General features: G+C 64.4%; 14 protein-coding genes. 9 read left to right on the plus strand and 5 right to left on the minus strand.

Annotated features, from left to right (window positions below; genetic code table 11):
- Window positions 1-442: 442 nt before the first annotated feature.
- From BN3659_RS12170 to BN3659_RS12205, 8 genes are all read left to right on the plus strand, one after another.
- Window positions 443-1,879, plus strand: coding sequence for a DUF4301 family protein (locus tag BN3659_RS12170; protein ID WP_091537237.1), 1,437 nt, complete (start codon window positions 443-445; stop codon window positions 1,877-1,879).
- Between the two features lie 179 nt (window positions 1,880-2,058).
- Window positions 2,059-2,673 carry a hypothetical protein gene (locus BN3659_RS12175; RefSeq protein WP_091537239.1) on the plus strand — a complete coding sequence of 205 codons (615 nt, stop codon included), beginning with the start codon at window positions 2,059-2,061 and terminating at the stop codon, window positions 2,671-2,673.
- A gap of 3 nt (window positions 2,674-2,676) precedes the next feature.
- Complete coding sequence (locus tag BN3659_RS12180; protein WP_091537240.1) at window positions 2,677-3,510, plus strand: DUF2764 family protein; 834 nt, start codon at window positions 2,677-2,679, stop codon at window positions 3,508-3,510.
- Window positions 3,511-3,518: 8 nt separating this feature from the next.
- Complete coding sequence (locus BN3659_RS12185; RefSeq protein ID WP_091537278.1) at window positions 3,519-5,276, plus strand: V-type ATP synthase subunit A; 1,758 nt, start codon at window positions 3,519-3,521, stop codon at window positions 5,274-5,276.
- A gap of 9 nt (window positions 5,277-5,285) precedes the next feature.
- Window positions 5,286-6,608 carry a V-type ATP synthase subunit B gene (locus tag BN3659_RS12190; RefSeq protein WP_091537242.1) on the plus strand — a complete coding sequence of 441 codons (1,323 nt, stop codon included), beginning with the start codon at window positions 5,286-5,288 and terminating at the stop codon, window positions 6,606-6,608.
- A gap of 6 nt (window positions 6,609-6,614) precedes the next feature.
- Window positions 6,615-7,223: a V-type ATP synthase subunit D gene (locus tag BN3659_RS12195; protein ID WP_091537244.1), complete on the plus strand. Its 609-nt coding sequence runs from the start codon at window positions 6,615-6,617 to the stop codon at window positions 7,221-7,223.
- Window positions 7,220-9,076, plus strand: coding sequence for a V-type ATP synthase subunit I (locus BN3659_RS12200; RefSeq protein WP_171847768.1), 1,857 nt, complete (start codon window positions 7,220-7,222; stop codon window positions 9,074-9,076). The genes BN3659_RS12195 and BN3659_RS12200 overlap by 4 nt, the downstream gene beginning before the upstream one ends.
- Window positions 9,077-9,137: 61 nt before the next feature.
- Window positions 9,138-9,569: an ATPase gene (locus BN3659_RS12205; protein WP_091537246.1), complete on the plus strand. Its 432-nt coding sequence runs from the start codon at window positions 9,138-9,140 to the stop codon at window positions 9,567-9,569.
- A 963-nt stretch (window positions 9,570-10,532) separates the two neighbouring features.
- Here BN3659_RS12205 and rnr read toward each other — a convergent pair.
- The 5 genes from rnr to BN3659_RS12230 form a co-directional block, all read right to left on the minus strand.
- On the minus strand, window positions 10,533-12,941 hold the full coding sequence (gene rnr, locus BN3659_RS12210; protein ID WP_091537247.1) for a ribonuclease R: 2,409 nt from the start codon (window positions 12,939-12,941) through the stop codon (window positions 10,533-10,535).
- On the minus strand, window positions 12,938-14,041 hold the full coding sequence (locus BN3659_RS12215) for a M20 family metallopeptidase (protein ID WP_091537281.1): 1,104 nt from the start codon (window positions 14,039-14,041) through the stop codon (window positions 12,938-12,940). The genes rnr and BN3659_RS12215 overlap by 4 nt, the downstream gene beginning before the upstream one ends.
- A gap of 177 nt (window positions 14,042-14,218) precedes the next feature.
- Window positions 14,219-15,175 (minus strand): methylenetetrahydrofolate reductase, encoded by a 957-nt coding sequence (locus tag BN3659_RS12220; protein ID WP_091537249.1) that lies wholly within the window; start codon window positions 15,173-15,175, stop codon window positions 14,219-14,221.
- 102 nt (window positions 15,176-15,277) lie between these two features.
- A complete protein-coding gene (gene metH / locus BN3659_RS12225) occupies window positions 15,278-18,901 on the minus strand; it encodes a methionine synthase (RefSeq protein WP_091537250.1) in 3,624 nt (1,207 codons plus the stop codon).
- Window positions 18,902-18,905: 4 nt separating this feature from the next.
- Complete coding sequence (locus BN3659_RS12230) at window positions 18,906-19,715, minus strand: glutaminyl-peptide cyclotransferase (RefSeq protein ID WP_091537252.1); 810 nt, start codon at window positions 19,713-19,715, stop codon at window positions 18,906-18,908.
- 818 nt (window positions 19,716-20,533) lie between these two features.
- Here BN3659_RS12230 and BN3659_RS12235 point away from each other — a divergent pair.
- Entirely contained in the window at window positions 20,534-21,832 is a 1,299-nt protein-coding gene (locus BN3659_RS12235; protein WP_091537253.1) for a S28 family serine protease, read from the plus strand.
- Window positions 21,833-21,910: the final 78 nt, after the last annotated feature.

Raw genomic sequence — 21,910 nt, forward strand, 5'->3', positions numbered from 1 at the left:
CATAGGCGCAAAAGAAAGGGGCATTGCTTCATCTGTCTAAACATCGTTTAGGCGTGAGGCAATGCCCTTTTCTCCAGCTATGCGGTAGTCGGCACACGTTTGTTCCAAACTCGTTTTGGGCAATGGTGTGCCGACGGACAATACCGCTTTTACGGAAAATTCTTATGAATGAGGGGATAAAAAACGGGAGTTTATATCAAAATCTCGAATTAAATAGCTACTTTTGCATACGAAGAGTTCTTTGAAGGTTACGCAACGCGCAGAAGGATAATGCAGTAGATAACTAACTAAATCGTAACCTATTACTATCAAGAGCAATTAACCTACGCTCATTTCCAATAAATTACACTCTTTTCGTAACTTCCAAATGCAAAGTTACGAATTATTTTCATTATATTTCGAAGATATTTGCAGACCGACCGAAATCAAAACCTTGTATTCGATGTTTTCAGCTACCGATTTGTCCCAGATTGCGCAGCACGGCCTCACGGAGGAGACCGTACGGCGCCAGATCGAAAATTTCAGACGCGGCTTTCCGCCGCTCCCCGTCGTGCGCGCGGCGACCGCCGGCGACGGCGTGCGCGTGCTGACGGCCGCCGAGACGGCCGCAGCCGCCGCACGCTACGACGCCCGGGCCGGGGGGCTTCGCATCGTGAAGTTCGTGCCCGCCTCGGGCGCCGCGACGCGCATGTTCCGCGAGCTGTTCGAATTCGTCGACGAGGGAAAGCGCGGCAGAGGGATCGACACGCTGCTGGAGAATATCCGCCGCTTCGCCTTCTGGCCCGAGTTGGAACGGGTGCTGCCGCCCGATGCGGACGACTGCGCCGTGGTGCGCGCCGTGGTGCGGGACGACGGATTGGGCTACGGCTCGAAACCCAAGGGGCTCGTTACGTTCCACGCCTATCCGGAGGGGGCGCGCAAGGCGGTCGAGGAGCATCTGGCCGAAGGAGCGCAGTATGCCGCGTCGGACGGGACGGTGCGGATCCACTTCACCGTTTCGCCCGAGCACCGGGGCGGATTCGAGGCGCTGCTTTCGCAGAGGGTGCCCTGTTTCGAGGCGCGTTACGGCGTGCGTTACGATATTTCGTTTTCGGTGCAGAAGCCGTCGACCGACACCGTGGCCGTGAATCCCGATCTCACGCCCTTCCGCACCGGCGAGGGGCGTCTGTTGTTCCGTCCGGCGGGCCACGGCGCGCTGATCGAGAATCTGAACGGGATCGACGCCGACCTCGTCTTCGTCAAGAACATCGACAACGTTACCACCGACGCCCGGCGCGGCGATACGATCCTCTGGAAAAAGGCGCTGGCCGGCCTGCTGCTCGAATTGCAGGCCGAGGCGTTCGAATGGCTCCGTGCGCTCGACGCGGGCCGCGCGGACCCGGCCTCCGCGGCCGAGTTCGTGGAAAAGAGGCTGTGCGTGAAACTGCCGGCCCGCAGCGACGAGGCGCTGCTGCGGTCGATCCTCGACCGTCCGATCCGCGTCTGCGGCATGGTCCGCAACGAAGGCGAGCCGGGCGGCGGCCCCTTCTGGGTGGCCGGGCAGGACGGTACCGAGTCGTTGCAGATCGTCGAATCGAGCCAGATCGCGCCCGCCGACCGGGAGCTGATGCGGTCGGCGGCGTACTTCAATCCGGTCGATCTGGTCTGCGGCGTCCGCGACTTCCGCGGACGGAAGTTCGATCTGAGGAGGTACGTCGATCCTTCGGCGGGTTTCATCACGGCCAAATCGAGCGGGGGCCGCGAGCTGCTCGCACAGGAGCTTCCCGGCCTCTGGAACGGTGCGATGGCCCGCTGGAACACGCTCTTCGTCGAAGTGCCCGTTTCGACCTTTTCGCCCGTGAAGACGGTGCTCGACCTGCTGCGGCCCCAGCACCGGTAGGAATTCCGGTCTTCCGATCCGAAAGACGAGGCGGCTTTCCGGCGTCTCGTCTTTCGCTTTTTGGTGTTTTTTTTGATCGGAAAGACGGAAAAAACGGAGGGCCGGAGGAACAAGTTTAAGAATCTTTCCTATATTTGTAAGTCAAAGTTCCGAACGTAAATATCAAACAATAGCACATTATGGAAGACAAACTGCAACAGTTGACTCGGAAGCTCTACGACGAGGGCTTGGAGAAGGGCCGCGCCGAGGCCGAACGCCTCGTGAACGAAGCGAAAGCCGAGGCCGCGAAGATCGTCGCCGAGGCCCGCGCCGAAGCCGAGAGCATCGTGAAGAAGGCCGAGGCTCGCGCCGCGGATGCCGAGAAGAACGCCATGACCGAGATCGCGCTCGCCGGCAAACAGGCCGTGGCGAAGATCAAGTCCGAGATCGCTTCGATGATCGTGGCCGAGAGCGTCGCTCCGGCCGTGAAGAGCGCGGCGATGGATCCCGCCTTCATCGAGGAGATGCTCCTCGCGGTGGCGAAGAACTGGAACGGAGCCGATTCGCCGAAGGTCGAGTTGCAGGCCATGCTGCCCGAGGCGGAGCGGGAGAAACTCGACGCCGCATTCGGGGAGTCGGCCCGCAGGCTGCTCGCCGCCGGTATCGAGGTCGGCTACTCGAAGGAGGTCCGCACGGGCTTCAAGGTGGGCGCCCGGGGGGGCGGCTACTACATCTCGTTCTCCGATGCCGATTTCGATGCGCTGCTGGGCGAGTATCTGCGCGGTAAGGTTTCCAAACTGCTTTACGAGGCTTAGACCATGTTCGGGTCCGAATATTACTGTCTGGTCGCCGGACTGAGGGAGTACACGCTCGACACCGATGCCAAGGGGTTCGATGCGCAGGCCGTCGTCGCGGAGGTGCTCGACGGCGTTTCGCGGCGCGATGCCGCGGCGGTGCGCCTCCTCTACGGCTACTACGACTGCGAAAATATCGCCGCCCTCCGCGCAGGGCGCTCGGCGCACAATCCGCTGGGCAACTTCTCGCGCGAGGAGCTGGCCGAGCAGATGAAGAACCCCGGCCGGCTGCCCCGGCGGGTGGCGGATGCGGTGCGCGCCTATGCCGATCCCGAAAGCGAACAGGCCGGGGAGCTGGACATGGACCGGCGTTTCGAGACGGCGCTCTTCGATGCCTACTATGCCGAGTGCGCGCGGTCGTCGAGCCGCTTTCTGCGCGAATGGTCGCTCTTCGACCGCAACCTGCGCAACATCATCGCCGCCGTGGCCGCACGCGCCGCGGGCCGGACGCCCGAGGAGGTCGTCGTGGGCGGGGGCGACGTGAGCGGGCAGCTGCGCCGCAGCTCCGCGGCCGATTTCGGCCTGCGCGGCGAACTGCCGTGGATCGACGCCGTGATCGCTGCGGTGAACGACGAAGCGAATCTGGTCGAGAAGGAGCATAAGATCGACCTCGTGCGCTGGAACGAATCGACCGAGCTGGCCGCGTTCGACTACTTCGACATCGACGCCATCCTTTCCTACCTCGTGCGCGTGAACATCGTGGCGCGCTGGACGCGGCTCGACGACCGCCGCGGCCGCGAGATGTTCGGCCGTCTGCTGGCGGAGCTCGACGGCAAAGAGTTGATCAATAAACAATGAATCAGATAATGAAAACAACAGGACGTGTAAATGGTATCATCTCCAATATCGTGATCGTCAAGGCCGACGGACCCGTCGGCCAGAACGAGATCTGCTACGTGCGGACGGGCGGTACCAAAATGATGGCCGAGGTCATCAAGGTCGTAGGCGACAGCGCCTATGTGCAGGTTTTCGACAGCACGCGCGGGCTGAAGGTCGGCGACAAGGTCGAGTTCGAGGGACACATGCTCGAAGCGACGCTCGCGCCGGGCCTGCTTTCGCGCAACTACGACGGTTTGCAGAACGACCTCGAAAAGATGGAGGGGCTGTTCATCGCGCGCGGTTCGATCACCGATCCGATCGACTACGACGCCGAATGGGACTTCAAGCCGCTGGCCGGAGCGGGCGACAAGGTGTCGGCCGCGTCGTGGCTCGGCGAAGTGAAGGAGCAGTGGGTCGACCACAAGATCATGGTGCCCTTCACGATGACCGGTACCTATACGGTGAAGAGCGTGGCGGCGGAGGGCAAATACAAAGTTACGGATACGGTGGCCGTGGTTACCGATGCCGAGGGGCGCGACCACGCGATCACGATGGTGCAGAAGTGGCCCGTGAAGCAGGCCGTGCGCTGTTATGCGGAGAAACCCCGCCCGTCGCGCGTGATGGCTACGGGCGTGCGCGCCATCGACACCTTCAATCCGATGGCCGAGGGCGGCACGGGCTTCATTCCGGGGCCGTTCGGGGCCGGCAAGACGGTGCTCCAGCACGCTATTTCGAAGCAGGCCGACGCCGACGTGATCGTCATGGTGGCCTGCGGCGAGCGCGCCAACGAGGTGGTCGAGATCTTCAAGGAGTTCCCCGAACTGGTGGACCCCCGCACGGGCCACAAACTGATGGAGCGCACGATCATCGTCTGCAACACGTCGAACATGCCCGTCGCCGCGCGCGAGGCGTCGGTCTATACGGGCATGACCATCGGCGAGTACTACCGCTCGATGGGCCTGAAGGTGCTCGTGATGGCCGACTCGACCTCGCGCTGGGCGCAGGCGCTGCGCGAGATGTCGAACCGTCTGGAGGAGCTTCCCGGGCAGGATGCCTTCCCGATGGACCTCTCGGCGATCATCTCGAACTTCTATTCGCGCGCCGGACTGGTGCGGCTGACCAACGGAGCGACCGGATCGGTAACGTTCCTCGGTACGGTGTCGCCCGCGGGCGGCAACCTCAAAGAGCCCGTAACCGAGTCGACGAAGAAGGCCGCGCGCTGTTTCTATGCGCTTTCGCAGGGCCGCGCCGACTCGAAGCGCTATCCGGCCATCGACCCGCTGGAATCCTATTCGAAGTACCTCGAATACCCCGAAATCCGCGAATACCTCGACGAACGGATCGAGAAGGATTGGGTGGACCTCGTATACGAAGGCAAGACCGTCGTGCAGCGCGGCAAGGAGGCCAACGACCAGATCAACATCCTCGGCGACGACGGCGTGCCGGTGGAGTACCACGAGCGGTTCTGGAAGTCGGAGCTCATCGACTTCGTGATCCTGCAGCAGGACGCCTTCGACGCCATCGACGCCAACTGCCCCATGGAGCGGCAGAAGATGATGTACGAAATGGTGATCGGCATCTGCCGCCGCGACTTCGGGTTCGCCGACTTCGAGGAGTGCTCGCAGTTCTTCAAGGGACTGATCAACCTCTTCCGCCAGATGAACTACTCGGAGTGGGGGTCGGAAAAATTCGAGGACTACAAGCGTCAGATCGAAGCGTATCTGAACCAACAAACGACAAAATAAGAGCGAGCCATGACAACACGTGCATTTCAGAAAATATATACCAAAATCGACAACATCACCAAGGCCACGGTAACGCTCCGTGCGTCGGGCGTGGGCAACGACGAACTGGCCACCGTGGGCGGCAAACTCGCGCAGGTGGTGAAGATCATGGACGGGAACGTAACGTTGCAGGTATTCGCCGGCACGGAGGGCATCTCGACCGACTCGGAGGTCGTCTTTCAGGGCGAGCCTCCCAAGCTCCGCGTGTCGGACAACCTCGCAGGCCGCTTCTTCAACGCCTACGGCGAGCCGCTCGAAGGGGGCGAACCGCTCGAAGGCGAGGCCCGCGAGATCGGCGGCCCGACGGTGAACCCCTTCCGGCGCTTGCAGCCTTCGGAGCTGATCGCCACGGGCATCGCCGGCATCGACCTGAACAACACGATCGTAACGGGCCAGAAGATCCCCTTCTTCGCCGACCCCGACCAGCCCTACAATGCCGTGATGGCCAACGTGGCGCTGCGTGCCAAGGCCGACAAGATCATCCTCGGCGGCATGGGCCTCACGAACGACGACTTCCTCTATTTCAAGTCGGTCTTCGAGAACGCCGGAGCGCTCGACCGCATCGTCTCGTTCGTCAACACGACCGAGAATCCGCCCGTCGAGCGTCTGCTGGTGCCGGACATGGCCCTCACGGCCGCCGAGTACTTCGCCGTGGACAAGGGCGAGAAGGTGCTCGTGCTGCTGACGGATATGACCCTCTATGCCGATGCGCTGGCCATCGTGTCGAACCGCATGGACCAGATTCCCTCGAAGGATTCGATGCCCGGCTCGCTCTACTCGGACCTTGCGAAGATCTACGAGAAAGCCGTGCAGCTCCCCAACGGGGGGTCGATCACGATCATCGCCGTTACGACCCTCTCGGGCGGCGACATCACGCACGCCATTCCCGACAACACGGGGTACATCACCGAGGGACAGCTGTTCCTGCGCAACGACTCCGACACGGGCAAGGTCATCGTTGACCCGTTCCGTTCGCTGTCGCGTCTGAAACAGCTCGTGATCGGCAAGAAGACCCGCGAGGACCATCCGCAGGTGATGAACGCCTGCGTGCGCCTGTATGCCGACGCGGCCAATGCCAAGACCAAGCTCGAAAACGGTTTCGACCTGTCGGACTACGACGAGCGCACGCTGAAGTTCGCCTACGACTACTCGGTGAAGCTGCTCTCCATCGACGTGAACATCAGCATCGACGAGATGCTCGACACGGCTTGGGGCCTTTTCGCCGAATACTTCTCGAAGGAGGAGGTCGCCATCAAGGAGGAGCTCATCAAAAAATACTGGAAAGAAGCGTAATGCCCTATGGCCATCAAATTCCAATACAACAAGACTTCGCTCGGCGAACTCGGCAAGCAGCTCAAGATGCGCCAGAAAGCGCTCCCTACGATCAAAAGTAAGGAGTCGGCGCTCCGCTCCGAGGTGAAGAAGGCGAGGGATTCCGCGAGCGACTGCCGCCGCCGTCTCGAACTCCTCGAGTCCGAGTACGACTACATGGTGTCGCTGTGGGGCGAGTTCGATCCGGCGCTCGTGCGCGTCGGCGACGTCGAACTCTCGGTCCGCAAGATCGCGGGCGTGCGCACGCCCGTGCTCGAAGGGATCCGTTTCGACGAGAAGCCCTACGATCTGTTCTCCTCGCCCGCATGGTATGCCGACGGGATCGACATCCTCAAGCGGCTCGCACGGCTGGGCATCGAATACGAGGTGTACAACCGCAAGACGGAGCTGCTGGACTACGCGCGCCGCAAGACCACGCAGAAGGTGAATCTGTACGAAAAGGTGCAGATTCCCGGATACGAGGACGCCATACGCAAGATCAAACGCTTCATGGAAGATGAGGAGAACCTCTCCAAATCGGCCCAGAAGATCGTGAAAACCAAACAACAGCAAGCCGGGGAGGGCATGACGTTATGATAGCCAGAATGTCGAAATACGATTTTGTGCTCTATGCGGCGCAAGGCGAGGACTTCGTCGAGCGGCTGCGCGAACTCGGACTCGTGGACATCACCACCGTCGGCTGGGAGCCTTCCGAGGAGGACCGCCAGCTGTTGCTCGACATCGAGGGCCACGCCAAAGCCGCGGAGTTCCTGCGCGCCTTCCGCGAAACGGACCGCTTCGACGGCGCAGCCGCCCCGTATGCCACGGGTGCCGAGGCTTACGAACGCTATGTGGCGGCGCAGCAGTCCGCCGCGGCGCTCCGCGGGGAGATCGCCCGACTGGAAAAGGCGGCCGACGAACTGCGTCCGTGGGGGGCGTTTTCCGTGGAGGATGTCAAAGCGCTCGCCGCACGGGGCATCGTGCTGCGTTACTTCTCGGTCAACCGGAGCGTCTACGAGAAGAATCGCGCCGATTGGTCGGAGCGTTATACGCTCGAACCGATCGCCGGGGAGGGGTCGACGGTCTACTTCGTCGTGGTCGCCGCACCCGATGCGGAGGTGGCCATCGACGCACAGGAGATGAAGAGCCCCGCGATGGACATCCGCGAGGCCGAACGCCGGATCGCCGAAAACAAGGCGCAGCTCGCGGCGCTCGACGCCGATTTTTCGCGGGTCGCCGTGTCGGAAAAGCTGCTCGCGTCCCACGCTTCGGCGCTCAGGGAGCGGCTGCAAGGCGTGCGCGTCAAGGCTACGGCGCAGTCCGCGGCCGATGGTGCGCTCGCGGTGATGGAGGGATGGGCCGAGAAAGAGACCTCGGACAAGGTCGATGCGCTGCTGGCGGAGTATCCCAACGTGGTCTATCTGAAGAGCGATCCCACGCCGGAGGACAATACGCCCGTGAAGCTGCGGAACAACCGCTTCGCAAGGCTGTTCGAGCTCATCGGCGGCATGTATGCGCTGCCCAAGTACGGTACGGTCGACATGACCCCCTATTTCGCGCCCTTCTACATGCTTTTCTTCGCCATCTGCCTGAACGATGCGGGCTATGGGCTCGTGCTGCTGGCCGCCGGCCTTCTGCTGCGGGCCAAGGGCGGAAAGTCGCTGGCGCAGGCCGCGAACCTCACGATGCTGTGCGGCGGCGCGACGGTCGTGTTCGGTTTCTTCTCCAATTCGTTCTTCGGCATGCCGATCTCCTCGGTGCCGCTCTTCCGCGGGTTCCGCTTCCTCGACTTTCAGAACGAATTTTTCTCGATCGCGCTGGCGCTCGGTGTGGTGCAGATCCTCTTCGGAATGCTCATCAACATCGTCCATACGTCGCGCGTGTTCGGCTTCCGCCATGCGCTCGGGCTGCTCGGCTGGTTCGTCATCCTGCTCGCGGCGTGTCTGGCGGGCGGGCTCGGGCTGCTCGACGAGAGTTGGGTCATTCCCGGCTTCACCACTTCGTCGCCCGCTTTCTATGCGGCGCTCGGTGCGGGTGCGGTGCTGATGCTCTTCTTCAATTCGCCGGGCAAGAACCTCTTCGTCAACTTCGGTTCGGGGCTGTGGAACACCTATAATAATGTAACGGGGCTGCTGGGCGACGTGCTCTCGTACATCCGTCTGTTCGCCATCGGCCTTTCGGGCGGTGTGCTGGCTCTGGTCTTCAACCGGCTGGCACTCGGACTGACGGGGCTCGACGGCGATCTGTCGGGGACTGCGTGGTGGGTCGTCGCGCTCGAAGTCGTCGGTGCGTCGGTGATCCTGCTGATCGGCCACGGCATCAACCTCTTCATGTCGTCGATCTCGTCGTTCGTACACCCGATGCGTCTGACGTTCGTGGAGTTCTTCAAGAATGCGGGTTTCGAAATGACCACGCGGGCGTTCGAACCGATACGCAAGATGGAAAAATAACGTATAATCATAAGCAAATCAAAAACAACTCAAATCATTTATGGAAACAACAGCATTAGTAATGGCTTACGTCGGCGTAGCGCTGATGGTGGGCCTCGCAGGTATCGCATCTGCAGTGGGTACGTCGATCTGCGGTCAGGCCGCCGTGGGCGCGATGAAGAAGAACGGAGGCGCCTTCGGCAGTTATATGATCCTCTCGGCGCTGCCGGGTTCGCAGGGCCTCTACGGCTTCGTCTGCTTCTTCATGGTGCAGGGTATGCTGGCGCAGCCCACCATGTTGCAGGGTGCCGCCATCCTCGGCGCCGGTATTCTGGTCGGTATCGTGAACCTCGCGGCCGCCATCTGGCAGGCGAAGGTCTGCGCCAACGGTATCGTCGCTGTGGGCAACGGCCATGATGTGATGGGCAAGACGCTGATTCTGGCGGCGTTCCCCGAGCTTTACGCCATCCTTACGGTAGCTGCGACGTTCCTGATCTCCGCGATCGTGAAGTAGGCGCTGCGGGATCGCACCGCATGCGAAGGGGCTGTCTGACAATATTTTCAACCCTTCGGGAATTGCCTGTTCGGGACCTCCTCCCGAATCGCGGTACGTGTTGAAACGGGACTGTCCGGCAAGAGCAGTACGGATAAAAAAGGGGCTGACTAACAAGTCCTCCCCCCCCTCCCTCAGAGAATTGCGTATTGGGAAAAGTTCCCGATGAGCAGTACGAATGAAAAAGGAGTTGTCTAACAAGTCTGATTTCAACGATTTCACCCCTGCCGGAATTCATTCCGGCAGGGGTGATTTCCGATTTTCGGGACTTGTTAGACAGCCCCTTTCCGATTGTCGTCTTCGGGTCGTCCGCCGCTCGTCCGTCCGATCGGGTCGGTTCGCCTGAGACAGCGGGAAGGAGCCGCATGCCGGCCTTGCCTTCCGGGCGTCAGTCTCGACAGGTTTGGGACGGACGCCGGTGCTGTACTCGGCGGGCGGAAACGGCCGGCTTTCCGCTTTCGTTTTCGCCTCGGTGCGAACCGGGGGGGGATCCCCGATCGGTCGAAAGCGTTTGCGGGTTGCGGCTCTTCCGAACCGTGCCGGCCGCTGTCTCTGACGCCGGAAGCTCGTCCTTCGGGGGGGGGCTGCCGCTCCCGCGGGACGAGGGCTGCTTTCAGGGGTTGAGGGACGAAATCCGAGGCGTTCGGAAAATCTTTTCGTTCCGTCTCGCTCGCTCCCTCTTCTCCGCCGTCCGATGCGGCGGACGCGCTTCGTCCGAGGGTTCGTTTCCGGTTCGGCCGCCGGTGCCGAACCGCACGGATAACTGATCCCGGAACAGCCGTGTGAAGAGACCGGCTTTCCCGCCTTCGTTTCCCGCCTTCGTTTTCCGTCTTCGGCCCGGATCCGGACGGCATTCGGGCCCTGCGGTTCGGACCGTTGTAACGTTCGTCCGCGGATTGCCGCCATCCCTTCGGCTGCGCGGGACTACCGATTTTTGCCGCGCCCTCGGGCGGGGGCGGCCTCCTTTTCCCTGCTGACTTTTCCCGTCTTGGAGCCTGCTGCGGCTTCCGTGCTTTTCTTCACCGTTTTACGCTTTCCGTCGGCCGTTCGGCCGTTGGCTTTTTTCTCGCCTTTGCCCGTTTTTTTCGCCTTGGCGGCTGCGGCCGGTTTGCGGCTTTTTTGCTGCGAACGGGCGAGTTTCTCGGCGAGCGTCTCGGGACGCTCGTCCAGCAGCAGTTCGAAGTCGAGCTGCCGTTTCTGGAGGTCGGAGCGTTTCACGCGGATGCGCACGGGGTCGCCCAGCGTGAGCCGCATGCCGGTGCGGTGGCCGAAGATCTCGTAGCGTTGTTCGTCGAACTGGAAGAAGTCGCCTTCGATGTCGCGCAGGAACGACATGCCCTCGATGTGTGTCTCGTCCAGCTCGACGTAGACGCCCCACTCGGTGAGGCCCGAGATGCGTCCGTCGAATGCCTCGCCGATCCGCTCCTTCATGAATTCGACCATCTTGTATTTGATCGAGGCGCGCTCGGCCTCGGCGGCGACGAGCTCGCGGTCGGAGGCATGGGCGCAGAGGTTTTCGAGCGTCTGCTTGTCGGCCGACTTCTGGCCGGCGAGGTAGCGGGCCAGAAGCCGGTGGACCATCATGTCCGGATAGCGGCGGATGGGGGAGGTGAAGTGGGTGTAGCAGGGGAAGGCCAGCCCGTAGTGGCCGATGTTGTCCGTGGTGTAGAATGCCTTGGCCATCGAGCGCACGGCGAGCGTCGAGACGACGTTCTCCTGCGGGGTGCCTTTCACTTCGGCCAGCAGCTTGTTCAGCTCCTTGGCCACGGCGCGTCCCTTCGATGCCTTGAAGATGTGGCCGAAGCGCAGGATGAAGGTCCGGAAGCGGTCGAGCTTCTCCTCGCTCGGGGCGTCGTGCACGCGGTAGACCATCGTGCGGGGCACCGAACGTCCCTTGTCGCTCTTGCGGTGGGCGCAGAATTCGGCCACGCGGCGGTTGGCCAGCAGCATGAACTCTTCGATCATCATGTTGGCCTCCTTCTGCTCCTTGAAGTAGACGCCCAGCGGCTTGCCCTTTTCGTCGAGGATGAATTTGGCCTCCTCGCGGTCGAACGCGATCGCTCCGTTGCGGAAGCGCCGGCGGCGCATGGCCTGTGCCAGCCGGTTGAGGGTCGCGATCTCCTCGGCGTAGTCGCCCTTGCCGGTTTCGATCACCTCCTGCGCTTCGGCATAGGTGAAGCGCCGGTCGGAGTAGATCACCGTGCGGCCGAACCACTCGTCGAGAATTTCGAGCTCCTCGTCGAGGGTGAAGACCGCCGAGAAGCAGAGGCTTTCCTCGTGGGGCCGCAGCGAGCAAAGCTCGTTCGAGAGCCGTTCGGGCAGCATCGGGACGGTGCGGTCCACGAGGTAGACCGACGTGCCGCGCTCTTCGGCTTCGGTGTCGATCGCCGAGCGGGGGCGCACGTAGTGCGTAACGTCGGCGATGTGGACGCCGATCTCCCAGACGCCGTCTCTCAGCCGGCGCACCGACAGGGCGTCGTCGAAGTCCTTCGCATCCGCCGGGTCCACCGTGAAGGTCGTGATGGCGCGGAAGTCGCGCCGTTCGGCGTAGTCCCGCTCCGTGATGCGGCCGTCGATCGCGGCGGCGGCCTGCTCCACTTCGGGCTCGAAGCGGTAGGGAAGGTCGTATTCGGCCAGTATCGAGTGCATCTCCGTGTCGTTCTCGCCCGCCGTGCCGAGGATTTCGATCAGCTCGCCCGTCGGGCTTTTGCTGCCCGCAGCCCAATCCGCGATGCGTATGGCGACCTTCTGGCCGTCCTGCACGTCGGGGTTCTCCCGCTTGGAGAGGTAGACGTCCATCGGCATCTTGCGCGAGTCGCACCGCACGAAGATCTGATGCTCGCCCACCTCGGCCACGCCCACATAGGGTCGGCGGCTGCGTTCGACGATGCGGACGATCTCCCCTTCGGGCGAGCCGCCCCGTCCCGTGCGGGTGATGACCACCTCCACCGTGTCGCCGTTGAGGGCGTGGATCGAATCGCGCTGGTTGACGAAGACGTCCTCCTCCAGCTCCGCCACCCGCACGTAGATCGATCCGCTCGGAGCCATGTCGGCCGTGCCCGTGTAGCGGGGAAGGTGCCGCGCCGAGAGGCGGAACTTCTCGCGCCCCGCCGCTTCGGCGATCCCCTCCGAGAGCAGTTCTTCGACGATCCGGCCCGTTTCGCGGCGCCCCTCCTTGGTGGCGCCGCCCGAGGCCGAGGCGAGGTGCTTGAGCGAGAACTTGCTGTCGGGGAACTCGCGGAAGAGTTTTATGATTCGGGTTTTGCGGTCGATCTGGCGCTCCTTTTCCGAAGCGTCCGGCCGTTTGGGTTTCGTGTCGTTTTTTCGTGTCATGATTTTGAAATTTGCAGGGCGAGGTCCGTCATGAACCCGATGCCCTTGTCGATAGCCCCCTCGTCGGGGTTGAATAGTGCCGTGTGGGTGCGGCCGGCCGCTGCGCCCACGCCCAGCCGATAGAAGAGCGCCGGATAGCGCGTGGTGTAGTAGCCGAAATCCTCCGCCGTGGTGCGCAGCGGGAGCATTTCGACGCGGAATCCCGCCGAGCGGGCCAGTGCGGCGGCCAGTGCGGTGAGCGCGGGATCGTTCACGACGCAGGGATAGCCGCGGCTGATCTCCGTGTCGGTGGCCGTGCCGTGGCGGCTGTCCGTGCCGCGTGCGAGTTCTCCGATGCGTTTCTCGGCGGCTGCGCGCTCCGCGTCGCCGAAGACGCGGAGCGTGCCCTCCATGCGCACCTCGTCCGGAATGACGTTCGTGGCGCCCGCGGCTTCGATCCGCCCGATCGAGAGCACGCATTCGGGCGTGTTGAGCGCCAGCAGCGCCGTAACGAGCTCCGCCGCCGCCGCCACGGGGTCCGTGAGTTGTCCGCGCAGAGCTCCGTGGCCTCCGCGGCCGCGGACCGTGAAACGCAGTTCGTCGTTCGCGGCCATGTATTTGCCCGCGCGGAAGCCGAGCGTGCCGACCTCCAGCGCCGGTTCGACGTGTTCGCCGACGACGGCCCGCACGTCGTAGCCCGCGAAAGGTTCCTCGGCCAGCACGAGCGACGCGCCGCCCGGGTTGCACTCCTCGCCGGGCTGGAAGAGCCCGAAGATCGTCCCCTCGAAGTCGCGGCGCGCCGCCAGCCTCACGAGCGTGCCGTAGAGCACGGCGGCATGCACGTCGTGGCCGCAGGCGTGCATCGCCCCCTCGCGTTCCGAGCGCCACGGCACGTCGGCCCGCTCGCGGATGGGCAGGGCGTCGATGTCGGCGCGCAGTACGACGGCGCGCCGCGGATCGCCCCGGCCTTCGAGCGCGGCCAGCACGCCCGTGCGGGCGATGCGGCGGCAGGGGATGCCCGCTTCGGCGAGCTGCCGTTCGATGAAGGCTGCGGTTTCGTGCTCCTCGAACGAGAGTTCGGGGCGGCGGTGCAGGCGGCGGCGGAATTCGAGCGGTGTCATCGGCATACGGATCTTGTAACGGGGTTTGCGGCGCTCCGTCCGGGCCGCGCGGCGGGGATGCCGTTCGTCGGGGCGGACCCTGCATGCGGAATGCCGTGTCTGCTTCCGTGTGCGTCTGCCGTGTGCGGACGGCCTGCGGCGGGAGCGAAGGGGAGGATGTGTGCGGTTTTCATGGGTTCAGAATACGGTTTGTGCGATGCGGCGGATGTTGTCCGTGCGTCCCATCGTGTAGAAATGGATCACCGGCACGCCGGCCGCCTTGAGCTCGCGAGCCTGAGCCGCGGCCCATTCGATGCCCACTTCGCGCACGCCTGCGGGATGCGCCTCCGCTTCGCGGCGCAGCGCATCGGGGATCGAGACGCCGAATACGTCGGGCAGGACCGTGAGGTGCCGAAGGGTCGAGAGGGGCTTGAGCCCCGGGATGATCGGCACCGTGATGCCCGCTTCGCGGCAGCGGCGCACGAAGTCGAAGAACCGGCCGTTGTCGAAGCACATCTGCGTTACGACGTACTCCGCGCCGGCCTCCACCTTCTCGCGGAGCCGCATGAGATCCGCGGCGGCGTCGGGCGATTCGAAGTGGGCTTCGGGGTAGCCCGCCACGCCGATCGAGAACTTCGAGTGGTGGCACGCCTCCGCTTCGCCGTCGACGAATTCGCCGCGGTTCATGGCCGCGATCTGCCGCACGAGATCCGCGGCGTGGGCGTGGCCCTGCGGGTGGGGCGTGAAGCGCTCCTCGTTCTTCGATTTGTCGCCGCGCAGGGCCAGCACGTTGTGCAGCCCGAGGAAGTCCATGTCGATCAGGGCGTCCTCGATGTCGTAACGCGACAGGCCGCCGCAGATGAGGTGCGGCACCGTCTCGACGCCGTATTTGCGGCGGATGGCGGCCGAGATGCCCACCGTGCCGGGGCGGCGGCGCACCACGTGGCGTTCGACGCTGCCGTCGGGGCGCACCGTCTGCTTGATTCCCTCGCGGTGGAACGTAACGTTGATGTAGGCGGGATCGAACTCCGCGAGGGGGTCGATGGCGTCGTACACGCCGTGCTTGCCCTCGCCCTTGAGGGGCGGGAGCAGCTCGAAGGCGAAGCGCGTGCGGCCCTCGGCGAGTGCGTCGTGGATGATTTTTACGACATTCATGGCTTTCGTATCCGGTCTGCCCGTTCGGTTTTCTGTTCGTTTTTTGCGGCCCGGAGCGCCGGCATCCCGTTCCGGCGGATGATCCGGCGGCCTTCGGCCGCGTCAGAGATTGTTCGGTATCAGTCTTTTGAGGGTTTCGGGTTCCATGCCGCGCCGCGCCGCGTAGTCGAGCATCTGCTCGGTGTCGATCGTCCCCACGGAGAAATAGCGGGCGTCGGCGAGGAAAAGCCCGCAGAGCGCCTCGCCCGGGTCGATCATCCAGTTCTCCGTCAGCTTCATTTGCGTGGTGCGCTCCACGCCCAGCAGGTCGAAGACCTCGCGTTTGAGCGAGTGGTCCGGAGTCGCGGGGTAGCCGAAGGCCATCCTGAGGCCGCGGTACCGGCCGCGGACGATCTCGTCAGGCGCGAGGTCGGGGCCCGTTTCGTACCCCCACATTTCGCGCCGCACGAAGCGGTGGAGCGTCTCGGCGAAGGCCTCGGTGAGGCGGTCGGCCAGCAGTTTGGAGAGAATGGCGTCGTAGTCGTCGCCCTCGTCGCGGAACCGGGCGGTCAGCTCGTGCAGTCCCACGCCGGCCGTGGCCGCGAAGGCTCCGATCCAGTCGCCCGCGGGGGCGATGAAGTCCGCGAGCGAAAGGTGCTCCTCGCCGCGTGTCTGGTTGCGGAGCATCGGCAGACGGACCTCGCGCCCGCGGGCGTCCGTAACGAAGATGTCGTCGCCCTTGCTGCGGGCGGGGAAGATGCCGACGACGCCTTGCAGTTTGAGCAGCCGCTCGTCGGCGATCCGCCGCAGCAACGCCTGTGCGTCGTCGAAGAGCTTGCGCGCTTCGGCGCCCTTCTCGGGGTGGTCGAGGATCGCGGGGTAGCGTCCCTTGAGGCCCCATGCGGGGAAAAAGAAGTTCCAGTCGATGAACCGCTCGACATCCGCGATGTCGAAGTCGGGGAAGACGAGCCTGCCCGTATGCGCCGGTTCGGCCGGTCTCGATGCGACCTGAGGCCTGTGCTCCCTGCGCACCTCGACGATCGGCACGAGCGTCCGTTCGAGCTGCCGCCGGCGGTAGTCGGCCCGTAGGGCCTGCTGGTCGGCGCGGACCTTTGCGACATAAAGGTCGCCGTCCGGTCCGAGCAGCTGCGCGAGGATCGAACTGTTGCGGCTGGCATTCGCCGAGTGGATCACGGGGCCCTCGTAGACGGGGGCGATCTTCACGGCCGTGTGCACGTCCGACGTGGTGGCGCCGCCGATGACGACCGGTATGCGCAGCGCGCGGCGCTGCAACTCCTCGCAGACGCGGATCATCTCGTCGAGCGACGGGGTGATCAGACCGCTCAGGCAGACGGCGTCGGCACCCCATGCGACCGCTTCGTCCGCGATGCGGGACGATTCGACCATCACGCCGAGGTCGCGGATCTCGTAGCCGTTGCAGGCCATGACGACCGAGACGATGTTCTTGCCGATGTCGTGGACGTCGCCCTTCACGGTGGCGATCAGTATTTTGCCGGCGCTGCGCCGCTCGCTGCCGCCGCCGGCCGCACCCTGCTCGATGAAGGGCGTGAGGGCCGCCACGGCGCGTTTCATCACGCGGGCGCTCTTGACGACCTGCGGCAGGAACATCTTGCCGGCGCCGAACAGTTCGCCCACCCGCTCCATTGCGGGCATCAGCAGCCGGTCGATCACCGCCATCGGCGAACCGAGCGTGCGGCAGGCTTCGAGGGCGTCGTCGGCGACGTAGTCGGCCACGCCCTTGAGCATGGCGCGGTCGATGCGCTCTTCGAGCGTGCCGGAGCGCCATGTGTCGCCGGCCTTCTCGGAAGGCGTGCCGGTCGTCCCGACCTGCTGGGCATAGGCCGCGAGGCGTTCCGAAGCGTCGGCGCGGCGGCAGAGGATCACGTCCTCCACCCGTTCGAGCAGTTCGGGTTCGATCTGGCTGTACACCTTCAGCAATTGCGGATTGACGATGCCCATGTCCATGCCGGCGCGGATCGCGTGGTAGAGGAAGGCCGAGTGCATCGCCTCGCGCACGGCGTTGTTGCCGCGGAAGGCGAACGAGAGGTTCGACACGCCGCCCGAGACCTTGGCGCGGGGCAGATGGCGCTTGATCCAGCGCACGGCTTCGATGAAGTCGCGGGCATAGGCGTCGTGGGCCTCGATGCCCGTGGCCACGGCCAGTACGTTGGGGTCGAAGATGATGTTCTCGGCCGGAAATCCGCGGGCCGTCAGCAGGTCGTAGGCCCGCTGCGCCACGGCGATCTTGCGGGCATAGGTGTCGGCCTGCCCCGCCTCGTCGAAGAGCATCACCACGGCGGCGGCTCCGTAGCGGCGGATCAGCTCCGCGCGCCGCAGGAACTCCGCCTCGCCCTCCTTGAGCGAGATGGAGTTGACGACGCTTTTGCCCTGCACGCATCGGAGGCCCGTTTCGAGCACCTCCCAGTCCGACGAGTCGATCATCACCGGCACGCGGGCCACTTCGGGTTCCGCGGCCGCGAGGTCGAGGAAGGTGCGCATCGCTTCGGGGCCGTCGATGAGACCGTCGTCCATGCAGACGTCCACGATCTGCGCCCCCGCTTCGACCTGCGCGCGGGCGACCGAGACGGCCGCTTCGTAGTCGTGTGCGCGGATCAGGCGGGCGAACTTGGCCGAGCCGGCGACGTTGGTCCGCTCGCCGACATTGACGAAGTTGGCTTCGGGGACGATCCGCAGCGGTTCGAGGCCGGCGAGTACGGTCGTGTGCGACGGTGCGGGCAGCGGGCGGGGCGCGTATCGTCCGACGATTTTCGAGAGTTCGAAGATGTGGGCCGGCGTGGTGCCGCAGCAGCCCCCCGCGAGGTTCACCAGCCCGCGGCGCATGTACTCGCCGACATCCTCGGCGAACATCGCGGGCGTCTCGTCGTAGCCGCCCATCACGTTGGGCAGCCCCGCATTGGGGTAGACCGCCACGCGGCATTCGGCCACGGCGGCCAGCCGTTCGAGGTAGGGCAGCAGCGCCCGGGCGCCGAACGAGCAGTTGAGGCTCACGGCCAGCGGCGCGGCGTGGGCCACGGAGGCATAGAAGGCTTCGACCGTCTGCCCCGAGAGGGTGCGCCCCGAGGGGGTCAGCGTGCCCGAAACGACGACGGGCAGCCGCATGCCGCGCTCGGCGAAGAGCGTTTCGACGGCATAGATGGCCGCTTTGGCGTTGAGCGTGTCGAAGAAGGTTTCGAGCATCAGAAGGTCGGCGCCGCCGTCCAGAAGACCGCGTGCCTGCTCGCGGTAGGCCTCGGCCATCTGCGCGAACGAGACCTCGCGCGCCGCGGGTGAATCCACGTCGGCCGACAGCGAGAGCGTGTGGCTCGTGGGGCCCATCGAGCCGCCGGCGAAGCGGGGCTTGAACGGGTTGCGGGCCGTGAATTCGTCGGCCGCCGCGCGGGCCAGCGCCGCCGCCGCGCGGTTGATTTCGTAGACGTGCTCGGACAGTCCGTAGCCGGCCAGCGAGAGGGCGTTGGCGTTGAAGCTGTCGGTCGTTACGATGTCCGATCCGGCTTGCAGGTATTCGGCGTGTATTTCGCGCACGAGGTCGGGCCGCGTGAGGCAGAGCAGGTCGTTGCAGCCCTTGAGCTGCGTGTGCCACCCGGCGAACCGCTCGCCGCGGTAGTCCTCTTCGCCGAGACCGTATTGCTGGATCATGGTCCCGAATCCGCCGTCGAGCAGCAGGATGCGTTCGCCGAGAGCCTGCGCGAGATTTTTTCCGTTCATCGGTCTACTGTTTCACGATCTCGATTTCGAAAAGTTTGTTCCATCGTTTGCCCGTTACGAAGATGCGGCCCGTCGCCTCGTCGTAGGCGATGCCGTTCAGCACGTCGGTCCGGGGGGTGCGGTCCGCGTCGGGCAGCAGTCCCGTGAGGTCGACGACCCCTTCGACGACGCCCGTCGCAGGGTCGATCACCGCGATCTGGTCCGTGGTGTAGACGTTGGCCCAGATCCGGCCGTCGATCCATTCCAGTTCGTTGAGCAGCTCCACCGCCTGTCCTTCGTAGGTTACGGGAATGTCCCGTTCGCGCCGGAACGTGGCGGGGTCCACGACGCGGATGGTCGACGTGCCGTCGCTCATGTAGAGTTTCGTGCCGTCCGTGGTGAGGCCCCAGCCTTCGCCCGTGTAGCGGAAGTCGGCCACCTTTTCGAAGCTGCGGCGGTCGTAGACGTGCACGGTGTTGCTGGTCCATGTGAGCTGGTAGATGCGGTCGCCCAGCAGGGTGATTCCCTCGCCGAACTCCGTGCGCGGAAGGCGGACCTTCACATCGGCCCTGCCCGTCGCGAGGTCGAGCCGCTGGAGCACCGAACGGCCGTATTCGCCCGTACCCTCCCACAGCTCGCCGTCGGCGAACTGTAGACCCTGCGTATAGCTGGTCGTGAGGTGGGGGTAGACGTTGCGTACGACATAGGTGTAACGCTCGGCAGACGCGGATTGCCGGGCGGAGGCCGCCGCTGCGCTCTCTTGCGTCCGGGCGGTGCGGGGTCCGCACGATGCGGAAAGCAGGGCTGCGAGCAGAAGGGTGGTAACGATTCTCATTTTTCGAAAGGCATATAATCGCACAAAGATACGAATAAGTCGGGCGCAAAAGCAAATAAATTTGATTTTGCCGGTCGGGAGTATCTAAGACGGAGCCAAAGATACGAAAAGTCGGGTACAAAAGCCAATTCCGTTCGTTTTCTACCCGCCAGTGTCCGAAATGCAGTCAGGGGTGGGAATGAGGCGGGCAAAAGCGAATTTATTCGGTCGTGCCGGACGGGAGCCTCCGAAGACGCGGCCGGTACGAAGAGCCGGGCGTGCGGGCGGGGCCGTTCGTTTTTCGCCGGGGTATCTTGGACGAAGCCTAAGACGGGAGGACCTCGTCGGATTGGGCGGCGGGACGGAGCGGAGAATAACAGGCGGATGCCTGCGATTCGGCGTCGTTCGGACCATCCGCCGGCCGTGCTGGACGGCCGTAGTGGCGTTCGCAGATCTCCTCCCCACGTGCGGCGGGGCCCTCCCTCCTTCCCTCTTGTGCGGCGAAGAGAGCGGCGGGCGGCTCTGCGCCCGTGTCGCGGGCGGAGGTTCGGTATCTTTCGGTGGCCGACGGCGCGGCAATCCCGGAAGGCCTTTGACGGTGCGACGCGGGGTGGCAGCCTGCAATGCAGGCTCCGAAAGGGCGGCGCGTACCGCCGGAGGCTGCGGCCCGCACGGCGCGGCGCGGCCGATTCGGGGCCCCGGGCGTTGCAGCGCGGCATCGGGCCGTTGGCCGGGCCGGCGCGCGGCATGCGCCACGAGGCCGCCCGGCCGTTTGCCGGGGCGTTTGTTTTTGTGAATCGCATGTGTTATCTTTGTCTTCCGAAACGAATAACCCGACTATGTTGAAACGACTGACACTTCTGTGCCTCGCGCTGCTGGCGTCGATGGCCGTCGCCGCCGGAACGCCCGACGGCGACATCGAGAAACGGATCGCCGCGCTTGACGGCGTGTGCGAAATCAAGTCCATGCCCGCGGGCGAGTTCGCCGGAAAATACGAGGTGATGCTCACCCAGCCCGTCGACTGGCGCCGCCCCGAGCGGGGGACCTTCCGCCAGCGCGTCGTGGTGATGCACGTGGGCTGGGATCGCCCCACGCTCCTCATCACGCAGGGCTACGACGCCAACCTCGCGCTGAAGGAGACCTACCGCGACGAACTTTCGAAATTCTTCGACGCGAACATCGTCTTCGTCGAACACCGCTATTTCGACCGTTCGACGCCCGAGTCGCACGACTGGCGGTATCTGACCGCCGAAAATTCGGCCTACGACCTGCACCGCATCGCGGAGACGTTCCGCACGGTCTATCCCAACAAGTGGATCGCCTCGGGCATCAGCAAGGGCGGCACCACGACGATGCTCTACGCCGCCTATTTCCCGGAGGATATGGACATGTACGTACCCTATGTGGGACCGCTCTGCAAAGCCCGCGAGGACAAGCGTTTCGCACCCTTTCTGGCCGGGGTGTCGACCCCCGAAAACCGTGCCGCCGTCGAAGCGTTCCAGACCGAAGCGTTCCGCCGCAAGGAGCGGCTGATGCCCGCGTTCCGTGCCTTCTGCGAAGAGAAGGGATATGAGTTCCGCCTGCCCGTGGAGGAGATTTTCGACTATTGCGTGCTCGAATACGCCTTCTCGTTCTGGCAGTGGGGGAGGCCCGTCGAGGAGATTCCCTCCGCCGAAGCCTCCGACAAGGAGCTGCTCGACTATCTGCTCGCCTCCGTGGGGCCCGAGTATTTCACGGCCGAGAACCCCACCACGCCCTTCTTCGTGCAGGCCGCACGGGAGCTGGGCTACTATCCCTATGACATCGAACCGTTCCGCGAGTACGTCTCGGTGCGTACCGCGAAGGATTATCTGCGGCGCATCTTCCTGCCCGAAGAGCTGCGGCGTGCGAAATTCTCGAAGAAGCTCTACCGCAAGGTGGCCCGATACCTCGAAAAGAACGATCCGCGCATGATCTTCGTCTACGGCGGCGACGATCCGTGGACGGCGCCCGGGGCGGCGTGGACCGTAACGCCCGACAAACGCAACATGCGCGTCTTCGTCCAGCCCGGCGGCAGCCACCGCACGCGCATCTCCACGCTGCCCGACTCCATGCGCCGCGAAGCCATCGCCACGCTGCAGGGCTGGCTGGCGGAGTAGCGGGACAGGGGCGGCGGCGCCCGCCGGCGAGACGCCGCGCGACACCGGTCGCGCCGTGCTTCGGCCGCAGCGCCGGAG

This window comes from Alistipes sp. CHKCI003 (genome assembly GCF_900021155.1).
GTDB classification, from domain to species: domain Bacteria; phylum Bacteroidota; class Bacteroidia; order Bacteroidales; family Rikenellaceae; genus Alistipes; species Alistipes excrementavium.

Bases quoted from the DNA above. Each gene is read 5' to 3' on its own strand.
- BN3659_RS12170 (WP_091537237.1), top strand. From the start codon at position 443: ATGTTTTCAGCTACCGATTTGTCCCAGATTGCGCAGCACGGCCTCACG.
- BN3659_RS12175 (WP_091537239.1), top strand. From the start codon at position 2,059: ATGGAAGACAAACTGCAACAGTTGACTCGGAAGCTCTACGACGAGGGC.
- BN3659_RS12180 (WP_091537240.1), top strand. From the start codon at position 2,677: ATGTTCGGGTCCGAATATTACTGTCTGGTCGCCGGACTGAGGGAGTAC.
- BN3659_RS12185 (WP_091537278.1), top strand. From the start codon at position 3,519: ATGAAAACAACAGGACGTGTAAATGGTATCATCTCCAATATCGTGATC.
- BN3659_RS12190 (WP_091537242.1), top strand. From the start codon at position 5,286: ATGACAACACGTGCATTTCAGAAAATATATACCAAAATCGACAACATC.
- BN3659_RS12195 (WP_091537244.1), top strand. From the start codon at position 6,615: ATGGCCATCAAATTCCAATACAACAAGACTTCGCTCGGCGAACTCGGC.
- BN3659_RS12200 (WP_171847768.1), top strand. From the start codon at position 7,220: ATGATAGCCAGAATGTCGAAATACGATTTTGTGCTCTATGCGGCGCAA.
- BN3659_RS12205 (WP_091537246.1), top strand. From the start codon at position 9,138: ATGGCTTACGTCGGCGTAGCGCTGATGGTGGGCCTCGCAGGTATCGCA.
- rnr (WP_091537247.1), bottom strand. From the start codon at position 12,941: ATGACACGAAAAAACGACACGAAACCCAAACGGCCGGACGCTTCGGAA.
- BN3659_RS12215 (WP_091537281.1), bottom strand. From the start codon at position 14,041: ATGACACCGCTCGAATTCCGCCGCCGCCTGCACCGCCGCCCCGAACTC.
- BN3659_RS12220 (WP_091537249.1), bottom strand. From the start codon at position 15,175: ATGAATGTCGTAAAAATCATCCACGACGCACTCGCCGAGGGCCGCACG.
- metH (WP_091537250.1), bottom strand. From the start codon at position 18,901: ATGAACGGAAAAAATCTCGCGCAGGCTCTCGGCGAACGCATCCTGCTG.
- BN3659_RS12230 (WP_091537252.1), bottom strand. From the start codon at position 19,715: ATGAGAATCGTTACCACCCTTCTGCTCGCAGCCCTGCTTTCCGCATCG.
- BN3659_RS12235 (WP_091537253.1), top strand. From the start codon at position 20,534: ATGTTGAAACGACTGACACTTCTGTGCCTCGCGCTGCTGGCGTCGATG.